Below are 23,032 nucleotides of genomic sequence, written 5' to 3'. Positions count from 1 at the left end.
GGGCGAATGCCGGCCGGCGCCCTGCAACACGTGGCCACGCTGTTCGGCACCGTCGCGGCGGCGCGCACCCCGGGCTCGCCCGTCCGCGCCTGACCGTTGCCCCGAAACGGGCGTAGGCCCCGCCGAAGTACTCGGCGGGGCCTACGTGGTGGCGCTGGATCAGACGGCGAGCTGGGTGCCCACCGAGATCAGGTGGGGGTTGCCCCCGATGACGCCCGCGTTCGCGGCGTACAGGGCCTTGTAGCCACCCTTGACGCCGAGCTTCGCGGCGACGCCGGAGAGCGTGTCACCGGCCTTGACGGTGTACTTGCCGGAACCCGAAGTCTGCTTGGTCGCGGCCGACTTCGGCGCGTCCTGCTTGTCCTGCTTGTCCTGCACCTGGACCTTCGGCGCGTTGCCGGTGGAGGTCTTCGGCGCGTTCTCGGTCACGGACTCGGCCTTGGGCGCGGCCTTCGGCTCGACCTTGCTCTTGGTCTTGCCGGTGGTCGCGGAGTCGGCCGTGGCGGAGGCGTTGCCGCCCTTGCCCAGGCCGGCCTTCTGCGAGCAGACCGGCCAGGCGCCCGGACCCTGGCTCGCCAGGACCCGCTCGGCGACCGCGATCTGCTGGTCCTTGGTGGCCTGCGCGGCGCTGGAGGCGTACTGGCTGCCGCCGAACGCGTTCCAGGTGCTCGGGGTGAACTGCAGACCGCCGGAGAAGCCGTTGCCCGTGTTGATACCCCAGTTCCCGGTGCTCTCGCACTGGGCGACCGCGTCCCACGTGGACGAGGTCGCGGCGCTCGCGCTGCCCGTCATGCCCACGAGGGGAAGGACGAGACCCGCACCGGCGGCGACGGCGATGCCGGCGCGACGGCCACGAGAGAGCGAGCGAACGGGAGCGGTGATGGCACGGAAGGTCATTTATTACCTCGTCGGGCGCCTACGAAGTTAGCTGTCGGGTTCGGACGATTGGCCCGGCCTCGCCTGCAACAGGCATGGCTTCACCCCAGACATCGACGTGGCCGATGTCGGCACTCACTTGGTTCCCCCGCTCCTGCCGCCAGTCGATATCGACTGCTTCCCTCGGGCGGCGGCAGGATTCGGCGTACCACCCGGGGAGTCCGCTTGTGCGAACAACCACGAAGCTACGCACCGCTCCGCCGGGTTGGCAAACATTTCGGGTGATTTGTGAGGTGCCCCATAGGGCGGAATAACACCGATTTGCCCGATATGTCGCCAACCCCGCAGGTCACGGCTTCGACGTCCACGGTGCGCAGCCGCGTGCTCACCCGTGCTTCAGCGACGAGCTATTCCGTCGCGGGCAGCTCCACAGGTACGACTACCCGCTCCTCGTCCCACAGGAACGTCGCCCCGCCGGTCGCGAAATTGGCGACGTCGGCCACCGCGGCCCGCCCCTCCGGCGAATCCAGGGTCGCTTCGATACCGGCGCGGGTCGGTGCGTACAGCCCGACCACCAGGTAATAGGGCGGCTGCGCGCCGGACGGATCCGGTTCGCACTTGCCGATGGTCCAGCCGGTCAACCCGGGCATGGTGCGGGCGAGCGGGACGTGCTTCTCCCAGTAATAGGTGTCGAACGCCGCCGGGTCCTCGGGGTGGCCATAGAGCACGGTCAGCTTGTACATGCCGAATCCTCACGATCGTGTGGTGGATGTGGGTCCTGCCGGTGGTGCCCGGTGCGTCCGGCGCGCCGGCGCCGGATGGAACTAGCGCGCGGCGATGCTCTTGAACGCCCGCGCCTGCTCGGTGATGGCCACCTCGGTGGGCAGCCGTTCCATGCTGGAGGCGCCGAAGAAGCCGACCACGCCGGTGGTGTGGGCCAGCACGTACGCGGCGTCCTCGGGTTCGGCGATCGGCCCGCCGTGGCACAGCACCAGCACGTCGGGGTTCACCTCCGCCGCCGCGTCGCGCATGAGCTGCACCCGCTCCACCGCCTGGTCGAGGGTGACCGCGGTGGTCGCGCCGATGCTGCCCTTGGTGGTCAGTCCCAGATGCGGGACCAGGATGTCGGCGCCCGCCGCGGTCATCGCCCGGGCCTGCTCGGCGTCGAAGACGTAGGGGGCGGTCAGCAGGCCGCGCTCGGCGGCCAGCCGGATCATCTCCACCTCCAGGTCGTAGCCCATCCCGGTCTCCTCCAGGTTCTGCCGGAAGACGCCGTCGAACAGCCCGACCGTGGGGAAGTTCTGCACACCCGCGAAGCCCATCGCGGCGAGCTGGTCCAGGAAGTGCGGCATGATCCGGAACGGATCGGTGCCGCACACGCCCGCCAGTACCGGGGTGCCCTGGACCACCGGCAGCACCTCGCCCGCCATCTCGACCACGATCGCGTTGGCGTCCCCGTAGGGCAGCAGCCCGGCGAGCGAACCCCGACCGGCCATTCGGTAGCGGCCCGAGTTGTAGATGATGATCAGGTCCACCCCGCCGGCCTCGGCGCACTTGGCCGACAGTCCCGTGCCCGCGCCCGCGCCGATCACGACGCCGCCCTGCTCGACCGTCCTGTGCAGTCGGCCCCGCGCCTCGCGTCCGTTCATCTCAGTCCACGCGTCCCTTCGTGATCATTTCGTGCAGTCGATCCGCCGCCGCCGTGGCGAACGCCGGATCGTTGATGTCCGTCGCCGCCTCGTGCACCTCGACGGAGCTGCCCGCGAGCCCCGCTCGCAGCTCGTCGAACAGCGCCTTGTCGGCGACGGAATCGTAGAAGGGCGCGCCCTCGACGTCGATCGCCGAGACCCCGTGCAAGGGCAGGTAGAGCGCGGTGGGGCCGGTCGCGGCGACCAGCTTGGCGGCGATCCGCCGACCCAGCTCGGCGTTCTCCGCGGGGGTGGTGCGCATCAGCGTCACGGTCGGGTTGTGCACGTAGAGCTGCCGCTCCTCGAACCGCTCGGGCACGGTGTTGCGCGGGCCGAAGTTGACCATGTCCAGCGCGCCGACGCTGACCACCTGCGGCAGCCCCATCCGGCCGGCCGCAGTCAGCCGCTCGGGACCCGCGCTGAGCACCCCGCCGACCAGGTCGTCGGCCAGCTCGGTGGTGGTCAGGTCGAGGATCCCGGCCAAGAAGCCCGCCTCGGCCAGATTCTCCATCGACGTGCCGCCCGCCCCGGTGGCGTGGAAGACCAGCACCTCGTAGCCCAGCTCGGTGAGCCGCTCGCGGGCGGCGTCCACCGCCGGGGTGGTCACCCCGAACATCGACGCGGCGACCAGCGGACGCCCCTCGCCGGTCACCCCCGCGACCGCCGCACGATCCTCGGCGTAACCGCCGGCCATCCCGGCGATCGCGTCCGCCGCGTTGCCCAGGATGCGCTCGGAGAGCCGATTTATCCCGGCGATGTCCACGACGCTGTACATCATCGTCACGTCCACCGCGCCCACATACGGCGACACGTCGCCCGCCGCCATCGTGGAGACCAGCAGCTTGGGCACACCCACCGGCAGCGCGCGCATCGCGTGGGAGGCGATCGCCGACCCGCCCGAGCCGCCCATCGCGAGCACCCCGTCGACCCGGCCCTGCTCGTACAGCTCGCGCAGGATGGACGCGGCCCCTTCGGCCATCGCGGTGGTGGCCGCGCCCCGATCGGCCCGGGTCCGCAGGTCGGCCAGGTCGGTGCCGGCCGCCGCCGCGACGTCGGTCGCCTGTACGTCGGCCTGGGCCAGCGACTCGCCGAGCACGCCCACGTTCATCAACACCACCTCGGCGCCGCGAGCACGCAGCCGGTAGGCCAGCCACGCGTATTCGGATCCCTTGGTGTCGAGCGTTCCGATCAGTACGACGGTGGGCATCGGTGCCTCCGGTGGAGTCGGTAGGGCTTGCCGGGTTGACGCTTCGGCGGCAAACGGCCGCGCACAGTAACCCAACCGGATGATCATGGCGATTGAAAGCACCGTGCGGTAGGACGGGGGGCGAGTTCCGAAGTTTTGGCACGTCACGGAGGTATCGATGGCGGAGGAACCGGACGGACGGGTCGCAATCGTCGCCGGCGCGGGTGACGGCATCGGACGCGCCTGTGCGCTGGCCCTGGCCCGCACCGGCGCGGATCTGGCACTGGCCGCGCGCCGGCCCGAGCCGTTGCGGCGACTCGCGGACGAGATCCGCGAGCTGACGGGCCGTCGGGTGATCGCGGTACCCACCGACCTGGCCGACCAGGCCGGTTGCCGGGCGCTGGTGGACACCGCCGCGCGCGAACTCGGCCGGGTGGACGTGGTGGTCAACGTCGCCACGTACAACCCGGCGGGGCGGCTGGAGGAGTTGGATCCGGAAGAGTTTCGGCGGGCGTTCGAGATCAACGTGCTCGGCGTGCTGGCCGTCTCGCGGGCCGCGCTGCCGCACATGCGCGCGGTCGGCGGTGGGTCGATCGTGCAGATCAGCTCGGAGGCGCCACGCGCGAAGCTGGTGAACCTGGGCGCGTACGCGGCGACCAAGGCCGCGATGGAGGTCGCCTCCGGGGTGCTGGCCAAGGAGGTCGGCCCGGACGGGGTGCGGGTCAACGTGGTCGTCGCGGGCTACACCGAGAACGCCAAACTGGCCGGCTACATCGCCGACATCGCCGCGCGCCGGGACGTGCCCGAGGCGGAGGTGCGCGCCGAGATGACGAAGTCGTCGGCGCTGCGCCGGATCACCCAGCCGGAGGACATCGCCGACACCGTGGCGTTCCTGGCCTCGCCCGGAGCCCGGGCCATCACCGGCACGATCACCCCGGTCACCTCGGGCGTCTCCTTCGGCTGACCCCGGATGCCCGACCGCCGGCGCCGCCGGCCCTGCCCGCAATGCCCGCACACCGCTCGTGGCGCCCCACCCCGTCCGCCGCGAGCGCGCGCTCAGCGCAGCCTGAGCGCCAGGAAGAAGTCCACCTTGTCCTCCAACCGGGACAGCCGACGCCCGGTCAACTCCTCGATCCGGCCGATCCGGTAGCGCAACGTGTTCACATGGACGTGCAACCGTGCCGCGCACCGGGTCCACGACCCGTCGCAGTCCAGGAACACCTCCAGCGTGCCCACCAGATCGGCCTGGTGGCTCGCGTCGTAGGCCCGCAGCGGCTCCAGCAACCGGCCCCGGAACGCCCGCCGCACGTCCTCCGGCACCGCCGCCAACAGCGCGACGTGCGAAGCGAGTTCGGCATGCCCGACCACCTCGACCCGACCGGACCTGGTGCCCGCGATCCGGCCCGCGTGCCAGGCCTCCTCCAGTGCGCCGCGCAGCCCGTCCGCGCGACCCACCCGCGCACTCACCCCGATCCGCACCCGCACACCGCCCGCCGCGGGCCCCGCCAACGCCGCCAACCGCTCGCGCAGCAGCCCGGTGGTGGGGTCCGGCTCGCTGCCGTCCCGATCCGGCAGCGCCTCGCCCGGGATCAGCGCCACCGCGCCCGGCCCGGTCGCCGACACCAGGGCCGCGCTCGGTCGATCCGCCAACGCCTCCTCCAGAAGCACCCGGGCCAGCCGCCGGGCCTCGCGCGAGGGCAGGTCCGGGATGGTGGCGGTGGCGAACTGCCAGTGCGTGGCGCCCGCGCCGTCCGGCTCGGCGGCCCGCAGTCGTGCGGCCACCTCGACCGGGTCGGCGCCGGCCGCGAGCAGGTTCAGCACGTCCTCGGACAACCGCCGGGTGCGCCGACGCTGGTCCTCGACCCGGTCCCGCCCCACCGACACCAGCCGCACCAGCTCGCCCAGCAGCGCCTGGTGCCGCTCCGGCCAGTCGGTGACGTCGTCCTCGACCGCGAGGAACCAGTCGCCCCACGTGTCCAAATCGACCGAACCGCCCGCCTCGGGCACCGGGAGCAGCGAGAACGCGCGTCCGTCGACCCGATAGCGAAACGGCACCCGGGCCTTGCGCTCCCGCGCCGCGAAGTGCGCGCGAGCCATCTTCACCCGCAGCCCCGACGCCAGATCGGGCCCGCCGGCGGCGGCCTGACGCCCGGTCAGCGAGAGCACCCAGCAGTGGATGTCGATGTCGGCCGCGATCAGCCCGAGCACCCCGTCCAGGCCCGCCCCGCCGGCGGCGGCCTGCACCAGCCGTCGATGCCGGTCGACCACCGCGGTCAGGTCGGTCGCCCGTTCGGCGGATATTCGACGGACCACGAATTCGGTCAGATGCGCGAAGGAGAGTTCCTCCTCGACCGCGAACAGCGGTAGATGGTGCCGCTCGCACGCCCGCACCAGATCGACCGGGATGTCGCCGATCTCGGCCTGCCCGGCCGCCAACGCGGTGGCCCCGCCCCCGGTCAGCACCCGGACGAAACGCTCCGAGTCCGCCGGCCCCGCCCGCCAGCCCATGCCGGTCAACACCAGTGCACCGGCGGTCAGGTATCGACTGGGGTCGTGCAGGTCGGTGGTCATCACCGCGCGCACCGACCGATCCAGTTCCTCCTCGCCCACCAACAACCGGATCCCGGGTATGCCGACACCGGCCGTGCCATCGCCGAGAAGCGCGCGCAATCGCATCGACGGCCCCCTCTCGATCGTGCCGGCGCGGCCTGCGCGCACACGGCGGATCCGTCATACCGGTTCGACGACCGGACGAACACTTGGAGAAAAGTACGGGAACCACCCCCACATGACACGCCTGGGTCATGTCTTTGGTGGGTACTCACAGTGACCCTCGTCTCGGTGTACTGGTGCGCACCCTCCGATCCGGACGGACCCGAAACGAAGCGCCCCCGCGACGGGTACAAGGACGGTAGGGCCATACGCAAGGCAGAAGGAGACACCCGTCATGGAATTCCTGCGGCCCGCGACGTGGGAGGAGGCGCTCGCCGTCAAGGCGCAGCACCCGTCCGCGGTCCCGATCGCCGGTGGCACCGACGTAATGGTCGAACTGAACTTCGACCGGCATCGTCCGGATGCACTGCTCGATCTCAACCGGATCCACGAACTGCACACATGGCAGATCGAGGACGACGACATGGTGCGTCTCGGTGCCTGCGTGCCGTACGTCGAGATCATCGACGCACTGCACGATCGACTCCCGGGCCTGGCACTGGGCGCGCGCACGGTCGGATCGCCGCAGATCCGCAACCGGGGATCGGTCGGCGGCAACCTGGGCGGCGCCTCGCCCGCCGGCGACGCGCACCCGCCACTGCTCGCGTCCGGTGCCACGGTCGAGGTCGCCTCGGTGCGCGGCACCCGGCTGATCCCGATCGACGACTTCTATCTCGGCGTCAAACGCAACGCGCTGGAGCCGGACGAACTGATCCGGGCGATCCACATCCCTTCGGCGACCGGGCCACAACAGTTCGCCAAGATCGGCACCCGCAACGCGATGGTGATCGCGGTCTGCTCGTTCGCGGTCGCGCTGCACCCGCGTACCCGGGACGTGCGCACCGGGATCGGCTCCGCCGCGCCCACCCCGCGTCGGGCGAGCGAGGCCGAGGCGTTCATCCGTGGCGAGTTGGCGGACACCGATCTGTGGACCTCCGGCGGCGAGTTGCCGGTGGCCACCGCCGTGCGCTTCGGCGAACTGGTCGCCCAAGCTGCCGCGCCGATCGACGACGTGCGCGGCTCGGCCGCGTACCGGCGGCACGCGCTGGCCGTGATGGCACGCCGCACGCTGCTCTGGACCTGGAACGACCACCGAGCCACCGGGAGGGCCGCCGCATGAGGGTCACATTCACCGTGAACGGCCGCCGGACCGAGGCGGACGACGTCTGGGAGGGCGAGAGCCTGCTCTACGTACTGCGCGAGCGGGTCGGGCTGCCCGGTTCCAAGAACGCGTGCGAACAGGGCGAGTGCGGCTCCTGCACGGTCTACCTGGACGGCGCCCCGGTCTGTGCGTGTCTGGTCGCGGCCGGCCAGGTGCAGGACCGCGAGGTCGGCACCGTCGAGGGTCTGGCCGACGGCGACACGCTGGACGCGGTGCAGCAGGCGTTCGTGGACGCGGGCGCCGTGCAGTGCGGCTTCTGCACGCCGGGCCTGTTGGTCCAGACGCACGATCTGCTCAACCGGGCGCACCACCCCTCCGACGCGGAGATCCGCGAAGCGCTCTCCGGCAACCTGTGCCGTTGTACGGGCTACGAGAAGATCATGGACGCGGTCCGCCTGGCCGCCGCCCGCAAGGCGGACGCCCGCGACACGGCGGCCCTCGGGTCGGAGGGCTGAACCATGGCCGGTCTGACCAGGCCGAAGAACCTGCAGGACGTGCTCGCGCCCGGCCGGGACGGCATCGGCGCCTCGCCGCTGCGCCCGGACGGCATCCTCAAGGTCAAGGGCGATTTCGCCTATTCCTCGGATCTGTGGCACGAGGACATGTTGTGGGGCATGGCGCTGCGCAGCCCGCACGCCCGGGCCCGCATCCTGTCCGTGGACGTGTCCGGGGCCCTGGCCCAGCCGGGTGTGTACGCGGTGCTCACCCACGAGGACATCCCGGGCAGCAAGTTCTACGGCCTGGAGATCGCGGACCAGCCGGTACTGGCCATCGACGAGGTGCGTTTCCACGGCGAGCCGATCGTGATCGTCGCGGCCGACCACCCCGAGACCGCGCGGCGCGCGGTCGCCAAGATCGTGGTCGAGTACGACGTGCTGCCCTCGATCGGGCCCGCCCAGGCGTTGGACCCGGAGCGGTACGGCTACGTGCACCTGCCCGCCGACTACAAGGCACACGCGTCCGGCAACATCGTGCACAGCCAGCACATCCGGCACGGCGACGGGGACTCGGCCGAGGTCCGGGCGCTCGCGGACGTGATCGTGCGCGGCGAGTACGAGGTCGGCATGCAGGATCAGGCGTTCCTGGGCCCGGAGTCCGGCCTCGCGGTGCCCGCCGAGGACGGCGGCATCGATCTGTACGTCGCCACCCAGTGGCTGCACGTGGATCGGCAGCAGATGTGCCCGGTGCTGGGTCTGCCACCGGAGAAGGTACGGCTGACCCTGGCCGGCGTCGGCGGTGCGTTCGGCGGGCGCGAGGACATCTCGATGCAGGTGCACGCGTGCCTGCTGGCGCAGCACACCGGCAAACCGGTCAAGATCGTCTACAACCGCGAGGAGTCGTTCTTCGGCCATGTGCACCGTCATCCCGCGACGATGGTGTTCGAGCACGGTGCCACCCGGGACGGCAGGCTGGTCTTCGTCAAGGCCGAGATCGTGCTGGACGGCGGCGCCTACGCGTCGGCGTCGCCCGCGGTGGTCGGCAACGCGGCCTCGTTGGGCATCGGTCCGTATGTGGTGCCGCATGCGGTGGTCGACTCGATGGCGGTGTACACCAACAACCCGCCGTGCGGCGCGATGCGCGGTTTCGGCGCGGTGCAGATGTGCTTCGGCTACGAGACGCAGATGGACCGACTGGCCGCCGAACTGGGCCTGGATCCGGTCGAGTTGCGCCGGATGAACGCGATGGAGCAGGGTTCGGTCCTGCCCACCGGGCAGGTCGTGGACGCGCCGGCCCCGGTCGCCGAGCTGCTTCGGCGGGTCAAGGCGAGGCCGCTGCCGCCGACGGAGAACTGGCGTACGGCCAACGGCCCGGACCTGCGCGAGCTGCCCGGCGGGTTGTCCAACACCACGCACGGTGAGGGTGTGGTGCGCGGGATCGGCTACGCGGTGGGCATCAAGAACGTCGGCTTCTCCGAGGGTTTCGACGACTATTCGACGGCCCGGGTCCGGCTGGAGGTGATCAACGGCGCGGCGGTCGCACTGGTGCACACCGCGATGGCCGAGGTCGGACAGGGCGGGGTCACCGTGCAGGCGCAGATCGTGCGCACCGAGCTGGGCGTGGACCAGGTGACCATCGCGCCGGCGGACACCCGGGTGGGATCGGCCGGTTCGACGTCCGCGTCCCGGCAGACGTACATGACCGGCGGCGCGGTGAAGCAGGCGGCCGAGGCGGCGCGCACCGCGGTGCTCGCCCGCGGTCGGGAGCGCTACGGCTGGGCGCCCGCGGCGATGGTGGGCCTGCGGCTGTCCGGCGGCAAGGTGCTCACCGCCGCGGGCGAGGTGCTCGCCGACCTGGTGGACCTGCTCGGCGACGAACCGGTGGACGAGACCACCGAGTTCCGCCACCGCCCGACCGAGCCGTTCGACAAGGTCACCGGGCAGGGCTTCGGGCACGTGCAGTACACGTTCTGCGCGCACCGCGCGGTCGTGGACGTGGACGTGGACCTGGGCCTGGTCAAGGTGATCGAGCTGGCCGCGGCGCAGGACGTCGGCAAGGCGATCAATCCGCTCGCCGTGCTCGGCCAGATCCACGGCGGCAGCACCCAGGGGTTGGGCCTGGCCGTGATGGAGGAGATCGTCGTCCGGGACGGCAAGGTCCGCAATCCCTCCTTCACGGACTACCTGATCCCCACCATCCTCGACACTCCGCCGATGCCGGTGGACGTGCTCGAACTGGCCGATCCCCACGCGCCGTACGGGCTGCGCGGGGCCGGCGAGGCACCCACGCTCTCCTCCACTCCGGCCATCGTCGCGGCGATCCGCGCGGCGACCGGTCTGGCCCTGAACCGGGTACCGGTTCGGCCGGAGCACCTCACCGGAACCTGAGACACCGTCAGATCCGGTTTCCCGACCGTAGTACGGTCCCGGCGGCGGCGCAGACGTCGCCCTCGGGGCCGGACCGGCCCGACTCCGCACGGCCGATCGCCGTGTCGTCGAACGGACGCGCCCCCACGCAGGAAGGTCGTCGTCCTCGCCTGCCCGGAGAAGGATTCGGGTGGTTTCGAGGCGGCGATTGGCTCCACCCCAACAACACCTAAGACACTTGGGAGTGGGAAGTGGCTCAGACCTCGGTTCCGACGGAACCCGGCGAAAATCCCCCGCATCCGCCACACGGATCCGGGGCCGGACTCGCCCAGGACCCGCCGCCGGCGGGCTCGGCCGACTCGGGCGCGTTGGACAGGTACTTCAGGATCAGCGCCCGCGGCAGCTCGGTGGGCCGCGAACTGCGCGGCGGCCTCACCACGTTCATGGCGATGGCGTACATCCTGCTGCTCAATCCGATCCTGCTCGGCGGCAAGGACGTCGACGGGAATCGGCTCGATCCGGCGCAGGTCACCACGATGACCGCGCTGGCGGCGTTCATCACCACGGTCGCGATGGGTCTGATCGGCAACGTGCCGCTCGCCCTCGCCGCGGGTCTGTCCGTGGCGGGCGTGGTGGGCAATCAGGTCGCCGCCGAGATGACCTGGCCGCAGGCGATGGGTCTGTGTGTCATCTACGGCCTGATCATCATGCTGATGGTGGTCTCCGGGCTGCGCGAGCGGATCATGAACGCCATCCCGATGGCGCTCAAGCACGCGATCACCATCGGCATCGGGCTGTTCATCGCGATGATCGGCCTGAACAAGGCCGGCGTGGTGACCGAGAACGCCGCGCCGGGCGGGCCGCCGGTCACCCTGGGCCCGGCCGGTGAGCTGGCCGGCTGGCCGGTACTGATCTTCGCGGTCACCGTGCTCGCCATCTTCCTGCTGATGGCGCGCAACATCCGCGGCGCGATCCTGATCGGCCTGGTCTTCGGCACGCTGCTGGCCATGGTGATCAACGCGATCGTCGACATATCCGACAAGACCTGGGGCGGTGGCGTCCCGAACCTGCCGGACAAGGTGGTCGACTCACCGGACTTCGGGCTGTTCGGTGAGGTGAGCGTGTTCGGCGGCTTCTCCGAAGCCGGCGGCATCACCGCCTCGGTGCTGGTGTTCACCCTGGTGTTCGCGGGCTTCTTCGACGCGATGGCGACCATCATCGGGATCGGCAACGAGGCCAAGCTGGTGGACGACAAGGGCCGGATGCCCGGCCTGTCCAAGGCGCTGGCCATCGACGGTGCGGGGGGCATCGTCGGTGGGGTGACCGGTTCGTCCGGTCAGACGGTGTTCATCGAATCGGCCACCGGGGTCGGCGACGGCGCACGCACGGGGCTGTCCAGCGTGGTCACCGGCGGCATCTTCGGTCTGATGTTGTTCTTCACGCCGATCGCGGGCGTGGTCCCGGACCAGGTCGCGGCCGCCGCGCTCGTGGTGATCGGCTCGATGATGATCACCCAGGTCAAGCACATCGACTGGGACGACAGGGCGGCGGCGATCCCGGCGTTCCTGACCATCGTGCTGATGCCGTTCACCTACTCGATCACCGCGGGCGTCGCCGCCGGTGTGATCGTCTACACCCTGATCAAGGCCGCCCAGGGCAGGTTCCGCGACATCGGTCCACTGATGTGGGTGCTCACCCTGGCGTTCCTGGTGTTCTTCGCGCTGCATCCGATCAAGGAGTGGTTGGGCGTCAGCTAGGCCCACCGACCGCGCCACCACCCCCAAGGAGACGTCGATGCTCGACCTCGGGACCGAACTCGCGGCCTGGCGCCGTGCGGGAACGCCATACGCCCTGGCCACCGTCGTCGGCGTCAGCGGGAGCGCACCCCGCCCCCCGGGTGCGGCGCTCGCGGTGGCCGCCGACGGCACGGTCGTGGGCAGCGTCTCGGGCGGGTGTGTGGAGGGCGCGGTGTACGAGCTGTGCCGCGAGGCGCTGGAGAGCGGTATCCCGGTGCTCCAGCGCTTCGGCTACAGCGACGAGGACGCCTTCGCCGTCGGGTTGACCTGCGGCGGAGTGCTGGACGTGTTCGTGCAGCCCGGCGGCGACGTCGCCGTCGAGGTGGCGTTGGCCGCGGCCGAGCGGGGCGTCCCCGTGGCCGCGGCCCGGGTCGTCGCCGGGCCGGCCGGGCTGTTGGGCCGGGTGATCGCGGTGGTCGCCGACGCGGGTGCGACCGGGACGTACGGCGCCGATCCCGCACTGGACGCGGCGGTGGTCGCAACGGCCCGGGCCATGCTGCACGCGGGCCGGACCGGATCGACCACGCTGCGCCCGGACGGTCGGCCGTGCCCGGAGGCGGGTCCGGACGACCTGACGATCTTCGTCGAGAGTCGCACGCCGCCGCCGCGGCTGTTGGTCTACGGCGCGATCGACTTCGCGGCGGCGGTGACCCGGGTGGGCAAGTTGCTCGGCTATCACGTGAGCGTGTGCGACGCCCGGGAGGTGTTCGCGACGCGGCGCCGGTTCCCGGAGGCGGACGAGGTGGTGGTCGACTGGCCGCACCGGCACCTGGCCTCGATCGCGGACACGCTGGACCGCCGCACGGTGGTCACGGTGCTCACCCACGACCCGAAGTTCGACATCCCGCTGCTGGAGCTCGCGCTACGGCTGGACCTGGCCTATGTCGGCGCGATGGGCTCCCGCCGCACCCATGCGGCGCGCCACGCCCGGCTCCGCGAAACCGGCCTGGGCGAACAGCAGTTGGCGGCACTGCACTCCCCGATCGGCCTGGACCTGGGCGCCCGCACCCCCGAGGAGACGGCGCTGTCCGTCTTCGCCGAGGTGGTGGCCACCCACAACGGCGGCACCGGCCTGCCCCTGCGCACGGCCGCCGGCCCGATCCACCGGGCGGCATGACCGGACGCACCGTCGACCGCGCGTCGTGACCTGTGTCCGCGTCGCGGCCGTGCTGTCGGGCGCCGCCTCCGCGTTCGCCCTGATCGACCCGATAAAGGCGAGCACCGCCGCGCTGCCCGTGTCCCGCGGGCTGCGACAGGGCCTGCGTACGCTCCTCGCGCTGCTCCCGGTCGGGCTCGCCTGGGCCGCCGTGGTGGCCGTCGGCACGGTGCGCTCCGACCGGGCACTGCCCTGGGCCGGCCTCACCCTCGAAGCCGCCGTACCGACCTGCACCGCCCTGGCCGCCGCCGCGTCGGCGGTGCACCGCGTCCCCGGCAAGCCCGCCACCGCCCTCGCGGTCGGGGCCCTGCCGACCCTCCTGGCCGGCACCCTCGCCCTCCCCGCCTCCCTGTGGCCATGGCCCGACGCCGACGCCGACGACTGGTCCCACGTCCACCGGCTCTGGGCCGCCCTCCTCATCGTCCCCGCCCTCACCCTGCGGCACGCCAACCACCGCCCCTACCGCCCCACCCCCTGAAACCCGACCCGACCCCAAAGCGCCGCGAGGCCCTCGAAGGGGCCTCGCGGTGGGGGTCGGGTGGGCTCAATCGCGCTTGAGGGAGCCCTTGATCTTGTTGATCGCCTCGTTGGCCTTGTCCTTGGCGCCGGCGACGGCCTCCTTGGCCTTCGCCTCGCCCTGGTCCTGTTGGCCCTCGTCGCGGAGATCCTCGTTGCCGGTGGCCTCGCCGAGCTTCTCCTTGGCCTGGCCGCCGGCGTTCCGGGCCTTGTTGCGGATGTTGTCGTCGATGCCCATGTCTCGGGTCTCCTGTCGCGGTCCACCGTGCGCGTCCGTTGATCGCGCAACGTCCAGCCCGACCTATAACCGCAAACAACCCATCCGACACACCTTCGTAGCATTCATGACCTTTGTCACCGAGCCTGGGAGATCTCCACGTTCTCCAGCACACCCAGCGCGTCGGGCACCAGTACCGCCGCCGAGTAGTAGGCCGTGACCAGGTAGGAGATCAGCGCCTGCTCGTTGATACCCATGAAACGCACCGACAGGCCGGGCTGGTATTCGTCCGGCAGACCGGTCTGGTGCAGACCCACCACACCCTGGTCGTCCTCACCCGTACGCAGCACCAGGATCGAACTGGTGCGCGCCTCGGAGATCGGGATCTTGTTGCACGGGAAGATCGGCACGCCGCGCCAGGCCGGGATCTGGTTGCCGCCCACGTCGACCGTGGTCGGGTACAGGCCGAGCCGGCTGCACTCGCGGCCGAACGCGGCGATGGTGCGCGGGTGGGCCAGGAACAGCCGGGAGCCGCGCCGGCGACTGAGCAGTTCGTCCATGTCGTCCGGCGTCGGCGGGCCGGCCTGGGCCTGGATGCGCTGCTCGTAGTCCGCGTTGTGCAGCAGACCGAATTCGGGGTTGTTGATCAGCTCGTGTTCCTGCCGCTCGCGCAACGCCTCGATGGTCAGTCGAAGCTGCTGCTCGATCTGATCCATCGGCTGGTTGTACAGGTCGGCCACCCGGCTGTGCACCCGCAGCACGGTCTGCGCCGCGCTCAACTCGTATTCGCGCGGGTTGAGTTCGTAGTCCACGAAGCTGCCCGGCAGCACCGCCTCGCCGTGGTGGCCGGCGGACATCGGGATCTCCGCCTCACCCTTGGCGTTCTGCGGACGGCTGCTGCCCGCCGCGTATTCGGCAAGATGCTCGCGCAGACTGTCGGCGCGCACCCCCTCGAACGCGTCCCTGGGCAGTTCCAGCACGATCACCGAGGTCGCCGCGGTCGCCGTGTATTCCCACGACGATTCCGGGTCGACGAGCATCTTCTCGCCGAAGTGGTCACCGTCGCCGTGCAGACCGAGCGAGGTGCGATCGCCGTACGGGCCCTCCCCCGACCTGGCCACCTTGCCGTGCACGACCAGCACCACCCGGTCGTTCGGCTCGCCGATCGTCGCGAGCGTCTCCCCGGCCGCGTACTCGCGCCGCACGAAGCGGTCGGCCAACGCGCGCAGCACCTCGTCGTCCGCGAATCCGCGCAGCGGTGCCAGCTCGCCCAACTCGCCCGGGATGACCCGGACTTCGGACCCGGTCTGGACGAACTGCACACGTCCGTCGCCCACCCGGTAACTCAACCGGCGGTTGACCCGGTACGTACCACCCGACACTTGGACCCACGGCAACATCTTCAGCAGCCACCGCGACGTGATGTCCTGCATCTGCGGGACCGTCTTGGTGGTGGTCGCGAGATTCCGCGCCGCCGCCGTCGCAAGACTCGAACGAGCCTGCGTGTCCTGGGCTGCACCTTCCGTGCCGGCCCCAGCATCGATCGACAACGATTCCGCCTCCCCTGGATGAACCAGATTTCGCGGTCCATCGTTGCCGGTGTGACCGCGGCCGGCCATTACCCGAACGGGTGAGACTGGAGGGGCGTGGAAGTGGCTAGGTAACTGGGTTCGGCCGTACTCGTCGGCCCGCGCCCACCCGTTCGGCCGTCGGGCGAACGGCCGAGCGCGCGCCCGGCGTCCGAGGACGTCCGAGCGCGCGCCGACCCGACCCGATCGGGCTTCGCGAGGTTCCTCGCCGCGGTGCGCGATCCGCGGTCGGTGGTGTGCCGCGGACCGTCTGCCGTGTGCCGTCCGTCGCCTGCCGCCTCAGGCGTCCCGGACCGCCGAGACCGCCTTGGCCACCCGTTCCCCGTACTCCGGATCCGCCGTGTGGAAGTGCCGGAGCACTCGGTCCACGATGTCGTCCCGGGTGACCTGCCCCAGGCTGCCCGCGATGTTCTCGACCAGTCGGGCCCGTTCCGCCTCGGACATCAGCCGATACAACTCGCCCGCCTGGAAGAAGTCGTCGTCCCTGGCGTGCGTCGGCGCCGGGTGGGTGCCGGTATGGCCGGTGACCGCGAGCGGTGCGGACAACGCCGCGTCGCTCTGGTACGGCCCGCCGAAGCTGTTCGGCTCGTAATTCCGGGCTCGCCCGGCCACGTTGCTCGCGTGCGCGCCGTCCCGGCCGTGGTTGACGGCCGTGGTCGCCTTGGGCGCGTTCACCGCGAGTTGCGTGTGGTTGACGCCCAGGCGGTAGCGGTGCGCGTCCGCGTAGGCGAACAGCCGCCCCTGGAGCATCTTGTCCGGACTGGGTCCGATCCCCGGCACGAAGTTGTTCGGGCTGAACGCGGCCTGCTCGACCTCGGCGAACACGTTCTCCGGATTACGGTTCAGGGTCAGCGTGCCGACCTTGAGCAGCGGGTGGTCGGCGTGCGGCCACACCTTGGTCAGGTCGAACGGGTTGAATCGGTAGCGCGGCGCGTCGGCGGCCGGCATCACCTGGACGAACAGCGTCCAGGACGGGAACACCCCGCGCTCGATGGCCTGATGCAGGTCCCGCTGATGCGAGTCCGGGTCCTCGCCCGCGAGTTCCGCGCCTTCGGCGCTGGTCAGACTGCGTACGCCCTGGTTGGTCAGGAAGTGATACTTGACCCAGAACACCTCGCCGGCGGCATCGACCCACTGGTAGGTGTGCGAGCCGAAGCCGTTCATGTGCCGGTAGGACGCCGGGATGCCGCGGTCGCCGAACAGCCAGGTGATCTGGTGGGTGGCCTCCGGCGAGTGCGACCAGAAGTCCCATACGTTCTCCGGTTCGGTGCTGCCGGTGTACGGGTCGCGCTTCTGCGAGTGGATGAAGTCCGGGAATTTCAGCGGATCCTTGATGAAGAACACCGGGGTGTTGTTGCCGACGAGGTCGTAATTGCCCTCCTCGGTATAGAACTTCAGCGCGAAGCCGCGCGGATCGCGAACCGCGTCGCCCGCACCCAGGTTGCCCGCCACGGTGGAGAAGCGCTGGAACACCTCGGTGCGTCGACCCACCGCGCCCAGGAAGTGCGCGCGGGTGTAGCGGCTGACGTCCTCGGTCACCTCGAACACGCCGTACGCGCCCGAGCCGCGCGCGTGCACCACCCGCTCCGGGATGCGCTCGCGATTGAACCGGGCCAACTTCTCGATCAGGTACTGGTCCTGGAGCAGCAGCGGGCCGCCGGCCCCGGCCGCCGCGCTGTTCTGGTTGTCGGAGACCGGGGCACCGGCCTCCGTCGTCAGTATCGGCTTTCCCATAACGGAGTTGACTCCCTGTCAGCTATTCGGAGAGATGCCGGCGTCGGAGGTGTGGAAACGGTTCCGAAGGGCGGTCAGGCCGGCCTCGGTCAACCGACCCGGCAGCCGCAGTCGGGCCACCCCGCCATCCGGGAAGACCTCGATGCGCACGTGCGTGACGGGTCGCGCGTCGGCGAGTCGGAAGCGGTGCCGGGTGTCCGGCTGGACCCGGGTGCGGGGCAACAGTTCGAACCACGCGTCCGGGTCCACACCCGCGTCGCTGCCGACGAGCGCGATCCAACCCGGCGCGTTGCCCAGGTAGTTGTCGATGTCGATTTCGGCGGCCAGGATCTCGGCCTGCCCGACCAGGCGCACCCGTACCCAGTCGTGCCCGTCGTCGCGTCGGCGCCGGGTCTCCCAGCCCTCGCCCATCACCCGCGAGCGGCCCGGCGCGTTGAGGTTGTGCGGCGAGGAGAAGTATCGGTCACTGGCCGCCTCGGCCACCGCGCCGTACTCCTGCGCGGCCAGGTCCACGGTGAGCCCGTCCAGCCAGGCCGGGTCCGGTACCGCGTCGCCGTACACACGCAGCCGGGCCACCCCGCCGTCCGGGAAGATGTTCAGCCGCACGTGGGTGAACCGCTGCTCGGCGGTGACCGCGAACGGGTGCGCGGTGTCCCCCTTGAGGTCGGTGCGCGCGACCACCGTGGTCCACCGCACGGCCGGGTCGAGCAGTTCCGCCGGGGAGGGGGTGCCGGGCACGGCCGCGGCCTCCACCGAGGCGCTCGGCGGGTAGTTGCCGGTGAAGAACGCGGTGTCCACCACGATCCCGCGCAACACGCCCGGCACGCCGAGCCGAACGATCGCCCAATCGTGCGCGTCCGGCCCGGGATGCGGATGTTCGGCCGAGGTGCCGCGCCGGCGGCGGGTCTCCCAGCCGTCCATGATCTGACCCTTGGGCCCGAACGTATGCGGGGCGAAGACCGGCGGTTCGGCCCGGAGCAGGTTCTCCTTCTCGGCGAACCACTCGTCGTTGGCGGCCACCACGCCGGCTCCGAGGGCGCGGGCAGCCAGGTTGACGTGTTCGGTGAAATCGGTGCTCACGGTCGATCTCCTTGGCCTGGGCGGGAGTTGGCGAACCTCGATGCGGACTCGGGACCGGGAGGGGGCGGGCCGTGGCCGCGTCGGTGGCGCGTCCCGGCGGTGCTCACGAGGCGGTCTCCGTCCGGTCCAGGAGCCGCCCGCGCGGGCTGCCGTGCACGTCCACGGGCGCGCCCGCGAGCCAGGTGGTGCGGACCACGCCGGTGAGCGCGCGGCCCGCGTACGGGGTGACCGGGTTGCGGTGGTGCAGCCCGGCCGGGTCCACGGTGAACACCGCGTCCGGATCGAAGGCGACCAGGTCGGCGTCGTACCCGGGTGCGATCGCGCCCTTGCGGGCCAGGCCCACCAGCCGGGCCGGACCGGCGGACATCAGCGCGACCACGTCGGCCAGCGCGATACCGCGGGCCCGGGCCTGGGTCCACACCGTGGGCAGACCCAGTTGCAGCGACGCGATCCCGCCCCACGCCGCGGCGAAGTCGCCCACGTCCAGCCGCTTGAGATCGGCGGTGCACGGCGAGTGGTCGGAGACCACGGCGGCGAACGAACCCGCCTCGATCCCGCGCCACAGCCGGTCCCGGTTGTCCCGGGAGCGGATCGGCGGGCAACACTTGAACGCGGTGTCACCGGCCGGGACACCCTCGGCGACCAGGGTCAGATAGTGCGGGCAGGTCTCGGCGGTGACCGCGATCCCGGCCGCGCGGGCGGCGTCCAGGAGCGGCAGCACCTCGGCCGAGGACACGTGCAGGATGTGTACGCGGGCACCGGTGCGCCCGGCGGTGTCGAGCAGTTGCTCCACCGCGACGGTCTCCGCCGCGTCCGGTCGGGAGGCCAGAAAGTCGGCGTACGCCCGGCCGGGTACCTGTGGAGCGGCGTCCAGCACGTGCGGCGCCTCGGCGTGGATGATGGCCAGCGCGCCCAGTCGGGCCTGTTCGGTCAGCGCCCGGTCCAGTTCGGCCGCGTTCACGTGCGGGAACTCGTCGACGCCGGACGGCGCGAGGAAACTCTTGAAGCCGTACACGCCGGCCCGATGCAGCGGCTCCAATTGGTCGGTGTTGCCCGGGATCGCGCCGCCCCAGAAGCCCACGTCCACGTAGACCCGGCCGCGGGCGACCTCCTGCTTGACCCGCAGCGCGTCGACCGTGACGGTGGCCGGGATCGAGTTCAGCGGCATGTCGATCAGCGTGGTGACGCCGCCGGCGGCCGCGGCCCGGGTCGCACTGGTGAAGCCCTCCCACGCGGTGCGGCCCGGCTCGTTGATGTGCACGTGGGTGTCCACCAGGCCCGGCAGCAGGGCGAGTTCGCCCAGCTCCTCGACCGGTGCGCCGGTCGCGGTGCGGTGCGGCAGCACGTCCACGATCCGATCGCCGGCCACGACCACGTCGGCCGGCCGCTCACCGGCCGGCGTGAAGACTCGGCGCGAGCGCAATACGAGCGTGGGGGTGTGGGTCACGACGCGTCCTCCGAGTCCGCCGTGCGCGGGTGGGCGGGCTGCTCTCCCAGCAGGTCCTTGGCGAGCAACTCGCCTGCGTGCTCCGCGAGTTCGTCGGCATTGGCCATACTGTCCGGGCCGAGGTCGGCCAGCGCGTAGGCCGCCACGATGCCGGCCGCGTCGAGTTGGACCCCGCTCAACTCGACGCGGCCGCACACCACCGCCACGGGTACACCCCGTGCCCGGGCGGCGGCGGCCACCCCCGCCGGCGCCTTGCCGTGCAGGGTCTGCCGATCCAGGCTGCCCTCCCCGGTGACCACGAGCCGTGCTCCGTCGAGCAGTTCGTCGAAACCGAGGAGTTCGAGCAGCACGGCGATGCCGGGCCGCACCCGTGCGCCGAGAAACGCCAGCGCGCCGTAGCCCGCCCCGCCCGCGGCTCCCGCGCCGGGCACCTCGGTCAGTTCGGGCGCGACCACCTCGGCCCAGCGCGCGAGCGCGGCGTCCAGTACCCGTACGTCCTCCGGCGTGGCGCCCTTCTGCGGCCCGTACACCGCTGCGGCACCCTTCGGGCCGAGCAGCGGATTGTCCACGTCCGAGGCGATCACCACCTCGACGCCGGCCAGCCGGGCCGCCAGGTCGCCCCGCTCGATCCGGTCCAGGCGCAGCAGCGCGGCCCCGCCGGGCGGCAACTCCGCGCCCGCCGCGTCCAACAGGCGCACCCCCAGCGCGCGAGCCAACCCCGACCCGCCGTCGGTGGAGGCCGAGCCGCCCAGCCCGAGCACGATCCGGGTGCAACCCAGCTCCAGCGCCCGGGCGATCAGCTCGCCCACCCCGGCGGTGTCCGCCGTCAGCGGCGCGGGCCCGTCCGGAAGCAGCGCGAGCCCCGAGGACTGGGCCAACTCGACCACGGCCGTGCGACCGCGCACCGCCAGCGCCGCCGCGACCGGCCGCCCGGTGGGACCGGCGACCCGCGCCGGGACGCGCGCGAAGCCGGCCGCCACCGCCGCGTCCACGGTGCCCTCCCCGCCGTCGGCGATCGGCAACATCCGCACCTGCGCGTCCGGGCGACCCCGCCGGATCCCGGCACCGATCCTGGTCGCGGCCTGTACCGCGGTCAGGGTCCCCTTGAACTTGTCGGGGGCCAGGACGACGACCGGTCCCATGCGCTGCTCCTTCGGGTGTGCCGGCAGAGGCAACAGTCAACTACGTGGCTGCCGCGACCGGGGAGAGGACAGGGCCGGGAAACCGCCCGGCGACGCGGGCACGACACCTGGAATGGGTCGACGTCACCGGGCGGAATCGATGGGGAGCGGGACGAACCCCGGGAGACGGTCCGGCCGATTCGGCCCGCCCCGCTCCGGTTCGGTCGCGCCGGGTCCGACTACGGAACCGGCTCGAACTCCTTGACCGCGTCGATCGCGGGCCCGTGCGGCGTGTTCGCCTCGCGCTCGATCATGATCTCGACCAGGACCGGGCGCGAGGTGCGGCGCGCCTCCTTGCGGGCCCATTCGACGGTCGGGGCGATCTCGTCCGGCTCGACCACCCGCCGGCCCGAACAGCCGTACGCCTCCATCAACTTGACGTTGTCGGTGCCGACCTCGTCGTAGTGGATGTCGACCTGGTAGTTCATCTCGTACGGGATGGACGCCTGCCGGATCAGGCCCAGGTACTCGTTGTTGATCATGATGATCACGAACGGCACGTTGTACTGCGCCGCGACCGCGAGTTCCTCGACCAGATACTGGAAGCCGTAGTCGCCGACGATGCCGACCACCTCGGCGTCCGGGTCGCTGTGCTTGAGCGCCTTCTTGACGCCGATCGCCGCCGGGATCTCCCAGCCGAGCGGGCCCGCCTGGCCGCAGACCTGGTAGTGGCGCGGCTTGTACGCCTTCTGGTGCTGGCCGCCCCAGATCTGGTAGAGGCCGATCGCGGTGACGAAGTAGGTGTCCTCGTCGAAGATCTCGTTGATCTCCTTGTACACGCGCGGCGCCTTGATCGGCACGCTGTCGAAGTCCTCGCGCCGGGTCAGCGTCGCGCGCAGCTCCCGGATCCGGGCGACCCACGCGCCGGCCTCGCGGCGGATGCGGCGCTCCTTCGCGGTGGCCAGGATCGCCTGGAGGAAGTGCCGGGTGTCCGAGACGATGCCCAGGTCCGGCTCGAAGACCTTGCCGAGCTGGGTCGGCTCGATGTCGACGTGGATGAACGTGCGGGTGCCTCGGTAGACGTCCAGGGTGCCGGTGTGCCGGTCGCCGAAGCGCGCGCCGAGCGCGAGCACCAGGTCGGACTCCAGGAACGAGGCGTTGCCGTAGCGCTGCGAGGTCTGCACGCCGGTCATCCCGCTGTAGAGCGGGTGGTTCTCGTCGATCGAGCCCTTGCCCATCAGGGTGACCTGGACCGGGATCTGGAGCAGTTCGGCCAGTTCGACCAGTTCCTCGTGCGCCTCGCCGGTAATCACGCCGCCGCCGGAGAGCAGTAGCGGGCGCTCGGCGGCGAGCAGCAGGTCCAGGGCGGCCTCCACACGCGGCTGGTGCGGCAGCACCTCGGTGACCGGCAGCGGCGCGTCCACCTCCGAGTCCCACCAGATCTCCTGCTTCTGCACGTCCAGCGGCAGGTCGATGAGCACCGGGCCGGGTCGGCCGGAGCGGGCCAGCCGGAACGCCTCGCGGAAGATCCAGGGCGCCTGTGCGGCCTCCTTGACCTGCACCGCCCACTTGGTCACCGGCTTGGCGATCTCCACGATGTCGACCGCCTGGAACGCCTCCTGGTGCAGCTTGCTCGAGACGGCCTGGCCGGTGATGCACACGATCGGGATGGAGTCGGCGAGCGCGGTGTACAGGCCGGTGATCATGTTGGTGCCGGCCGGGCCGGAGGTGCCGATCGCCACGCCGACCCCGCCGTTGGTGCGGGCCCAGCCGTCGGCCATGTGGGTCGCGCCCTCTTCGTGCCGGACGATCAGGTGCTCGATGCCGCCGACCGCTTCCAGGGCCGCGTAGAGCGGCAGGATCGCCGCACCCGGGCAGCCGAACGCGGTGTCCACGCCTTCGGACGCGAGCACCTCCACGACGGCGTTCATGACCGGAACACGACGGG

General features: G+C 71.4%; 19 protein-coding genes and 1 riboswitch. Of the genes, 7 read left to right on the top strand and 12 right to left on the bottom strand.

From position 1 onward, the window contains the following. Positions 1 to 159: 159 nt before the first annotated feature. From ACFXMF_RS02865 to ACFXMF_RS02850, 4 genes are all read right to left on the bottom strand, one after another. On the bottom strand, positions 160 to 792 hold the full coding sequence (locus ACFXMF_RS02865; RefSeq protein WP_360317528.1) for a transglycosylase family protein: 633 nt from the start codon (positions 790 to 792) through the stop codon (positions 160 to 162). Positions 793 to 897: 105 nt separating this feature from the next. Further along, a riboswitch (cyclic di-AMP (ydaO/yuaA leader) is annotated at positions 898 to 1,092 on the bottom strand. 191 nt (positions 1,093 to 1,283) lie between these two features. Next, positions 1,284 to 1,619, bottom strand: coding sequence for an EthD family reductase (locus tag ACFXMF_RS02860; protein WP_379991520.1), 336 nt, complete (start codon positions 1,617 to 1,619; stop codon positions 1,284 to 1,286). An 81-nt stretch (positions 1,620 to 1,700) separates the two neighbouring features. Continuing rightward, a complete protein-coding gene (locus ACFXMF_RS02855) occupies positions 1,701 to 2,525 on the bottom strand; it encodes a phosphoenolpyruvate hydrolase family protein (protein ID WP_360317533.1) in 825 nt (274 codons plus the stop codon). Position 2,526: 1 nt separating this feature from the next. Next, the gene (locus ACFXMF_RS02850) at positions 2,527 to 3,771 is read right to left on the bottom strand and encodes a Tm-1-like ATP-binding domain-containing protein (RefSeq protein WP_360317535.1); all 1,245 of its coding nucleotides are present in this window, start codon (positions 3,769 to 3,771) and stop codon (positions 2,527 to 2,529) included. Between the two features lie 157 nt (positions 3,772 to 3,928). Between ACFXMF_RS02850 and ACFXMF_RS02845 the strand changes: the two genes are divergently transcribed. Continuing rightward, positions 3,929 to 4,714: an SDR family oxidoreductase gene (locus ACFXMF_RS02845; RefSeq protein ID WP_360317537.1), complete on the top strand. Its 786-nt coding sequence runs from the start codon at positions 3,929 to 3,931 to the stop codon at positions 4,712 to 4,714. A gap of 92 nt (positions 4,715 to 4,806) precedes the next feature. Here the strand turns inward: ACFXMF_RS02845 and ACFXMF_RS02840 are convergent, their stop codons facing one another. Next, entirely contained in the window at positions 4,807 to 6,426 is a 1,620-nt protein-coding gene (locus tag ACFXMF_RS02840) for a helix-turn-helix domain-containing protein (RefSeq protein ID WP_360317539.1), read from the bottom strand. A 271-nt stretch (positions 6,427 to 6,697) separates the two neighbouring features. Here ACFXMF_RS02840 and ACFXMF_RS02835 point away from each other — a divergent pair, with 271 nt between their 5' ends. The 6 genes from ACFXMF_RS02835 to ACFXMF_RS02810 all read left to right on the top strand — a co-directional run bounded on the left by ACFXMF_RS02835 (position 6,698) and on the right by ACFXMF_RS02810 (position 13,858). Then, positions 6,698 to 7,582 (top strand): xanthine dehydrogenase family protein subunit M, encoded by an 885-nt coding sequence (locus ACFXMF_RS02835; protein WP_360317541.1) that lies wholly within the window; start codon positions 6,698 to 6,700, stop codon positions 7,580 to 7,582. Then, on the top strand, positions 7,579 to 8,079 hold the full coding sequence (locus tag ACFXMF_RS02830; RefSeq protein WP_360317543.1) for a (2Fe-2S)-binding protein: 501 nt from the start codon (positions 7,579 to 7,581) through the stop codon (positions 8,077 to 8,079). Before ACFXMF_RS02835 ends, ACFXMF_RS02830 begins: the two co-directional genes overlap by 4 nt. A gap of 3 nt (positions 8,080 to 8,082) precedes the next feature. Continuing rightward, on the top strand, positions 8,083 to 10,449 hold the full coding sequence (gene pucD, locus ACFXMF_RS02825) for a xanthine dehydrogenase subunit D (protein WP_379991519.1): 2,367 nt from the start codon (positions 8,083 to 8,085) through the stop codon (positions 10,447 to 10,449). A gap of 230 nt (positions 10,450 to 10,679) precedes the next feature. Then, entirely contained in the window at positions 10,680 to 12,185 is a 1,506-nt protein-coding gene (locus ACFXMF_RS02820; RefSeq protein WP_379991518.1) for an NCS2 family permease, read from the top strand. 37 nt (positions 12,186 to 12,222) lie between these two features. Further along, complete coding sequence (locus tag ACFXMF_RS02815) at positions 12,223 to 13,341, top strand: XdhC family protein (protein WP_379991517.1); 1,119 nt, start codon at positions 12,223 to 12,225, stop codon at positions 13,339 to 13,341. Positions 13,342 to 13,366: 25 nt separating this feature from the next. Beyond that, a complete protein-coding gene (locus ACFXMF_RS02810) occupies positions 13,367 to 13,858 on the top strand; it encodes a hypothetical protein (protein ID WP_379991516.1) in 492 nt (163 codons plus the stop codon). A gap of 66 nt (positions 13,859 to 13,924) precedes the next feature. Here ACFXMF_RS02810 and ACFXMF_RS02805 read toward each other — a convergent pair whose 3' ends face one another. From ACFXMF_RS02805 to gcl, 7 genes are all read right to left on the bottom strand, one after another. Continuing rightward, the gene (locus tag ACFXMF_RS02805; RefSeq protein ID WP_360317557.1) at positions 13,925 to 14,134 is read right to left on the bottom strand and encodes a CsbD family protein; all 210 of its coding nucleotides are present in this window, start codon (positions 14,132 to 14,134) and stop codon (positions 13,925 to 13,927) included. Positions 14,135 to 14,250: 116 nt separating this feature from the next. Then, positions 14,251 to 15,663, bottom strand: a complete 1,413-nt coding sequence (locus ACFXMF_RS02800; protein WP_360317560.1) for a family 2B encapsulin nanocompartment shell protein — start codon at positions 15,661 to 15,663, stop codon at positions 14,251 to 14,253. Positions 15,664 to 15,981: 318 nt separating this feature from the next. Further along, on the bottom strand, positions 15,982 to 17,436 hold the full coding sequence (locus ACFXMF_RS02795; RefSeq protein WP_379992670.1) for a catalase: 1,455 nt from the start codon (positions 17,434 to 17,436) through the stop codon (positions 15,982 to 15,984). Between the two features lie 18 nt (positions 17,437 to 17,454). Then, positions 17,455 to 18,516, bottom strand: a complete 1,062-nt coding sequence (alc, locus tag ACFXMF_RS02790) for an allantoicase (RefSeq protein WP_379992671.1) — start codon at positions 18,514 to 18,516, stop codon at positions 17,455 to 17,457. Positions 18,517 to 18,619: 103 nt separating this feature from the next. Then, on the bottom strand, positions 18,620 to 19,963 hold the full coding sequence (gene allB / locus ACFXMF_RS02785) for an allantoinase AllB (RefSeq protein WP_360317568.1): 1,344 nt from the start codon (positions 19,961 to 19,963) through the stop codon (positions 18,620 to 18,622). Further along, on the bottom strand, positions 19,960 to 21,105 hold the full coding sequence (locus ACFXMF_RS02780; protein ID WP_380020494.1) for a glycerate kinase: 1,146 nt from the start codon (positions 21,103 to 21,105) through the stop codon (positions 19,960 to 19,962). Before ACFXMF_RS02780 ends, allB begins: the two co-directional genes overlap by 4 nt. A gap of 218 nt (positions 21,106 to 21,323) precedes the next feature. After that, on the bottom strand, positions 21,324 to 23,015 hold the full coding sequence (gene gcl, locus ACFXMF_RS02775) for a glyoxylate carboligase (protein WP_379990677.1): 1,692 nt from the start codon (positions 23,013 to 23,015) through the stop codon (positions 21,324 to 21,326). Positions 23,016 to 23,032: the final 17 nt, after the last annotated feature.

The sequence above is a fragment of the Embleya sp. NPDC059213 genome (assembly GCF_042754445.1).
Taxonomy (GTDB): Bacteria; Actinomycetota; Actinomycetes; order Streptomycetales; family Streptomycetaceae; genus Embleya.
The sequence above is the reverse complement of the archived record's forward strand: the minus strand, read 5'-3'. Positions and strand labels throughout refer to the sequence as shown.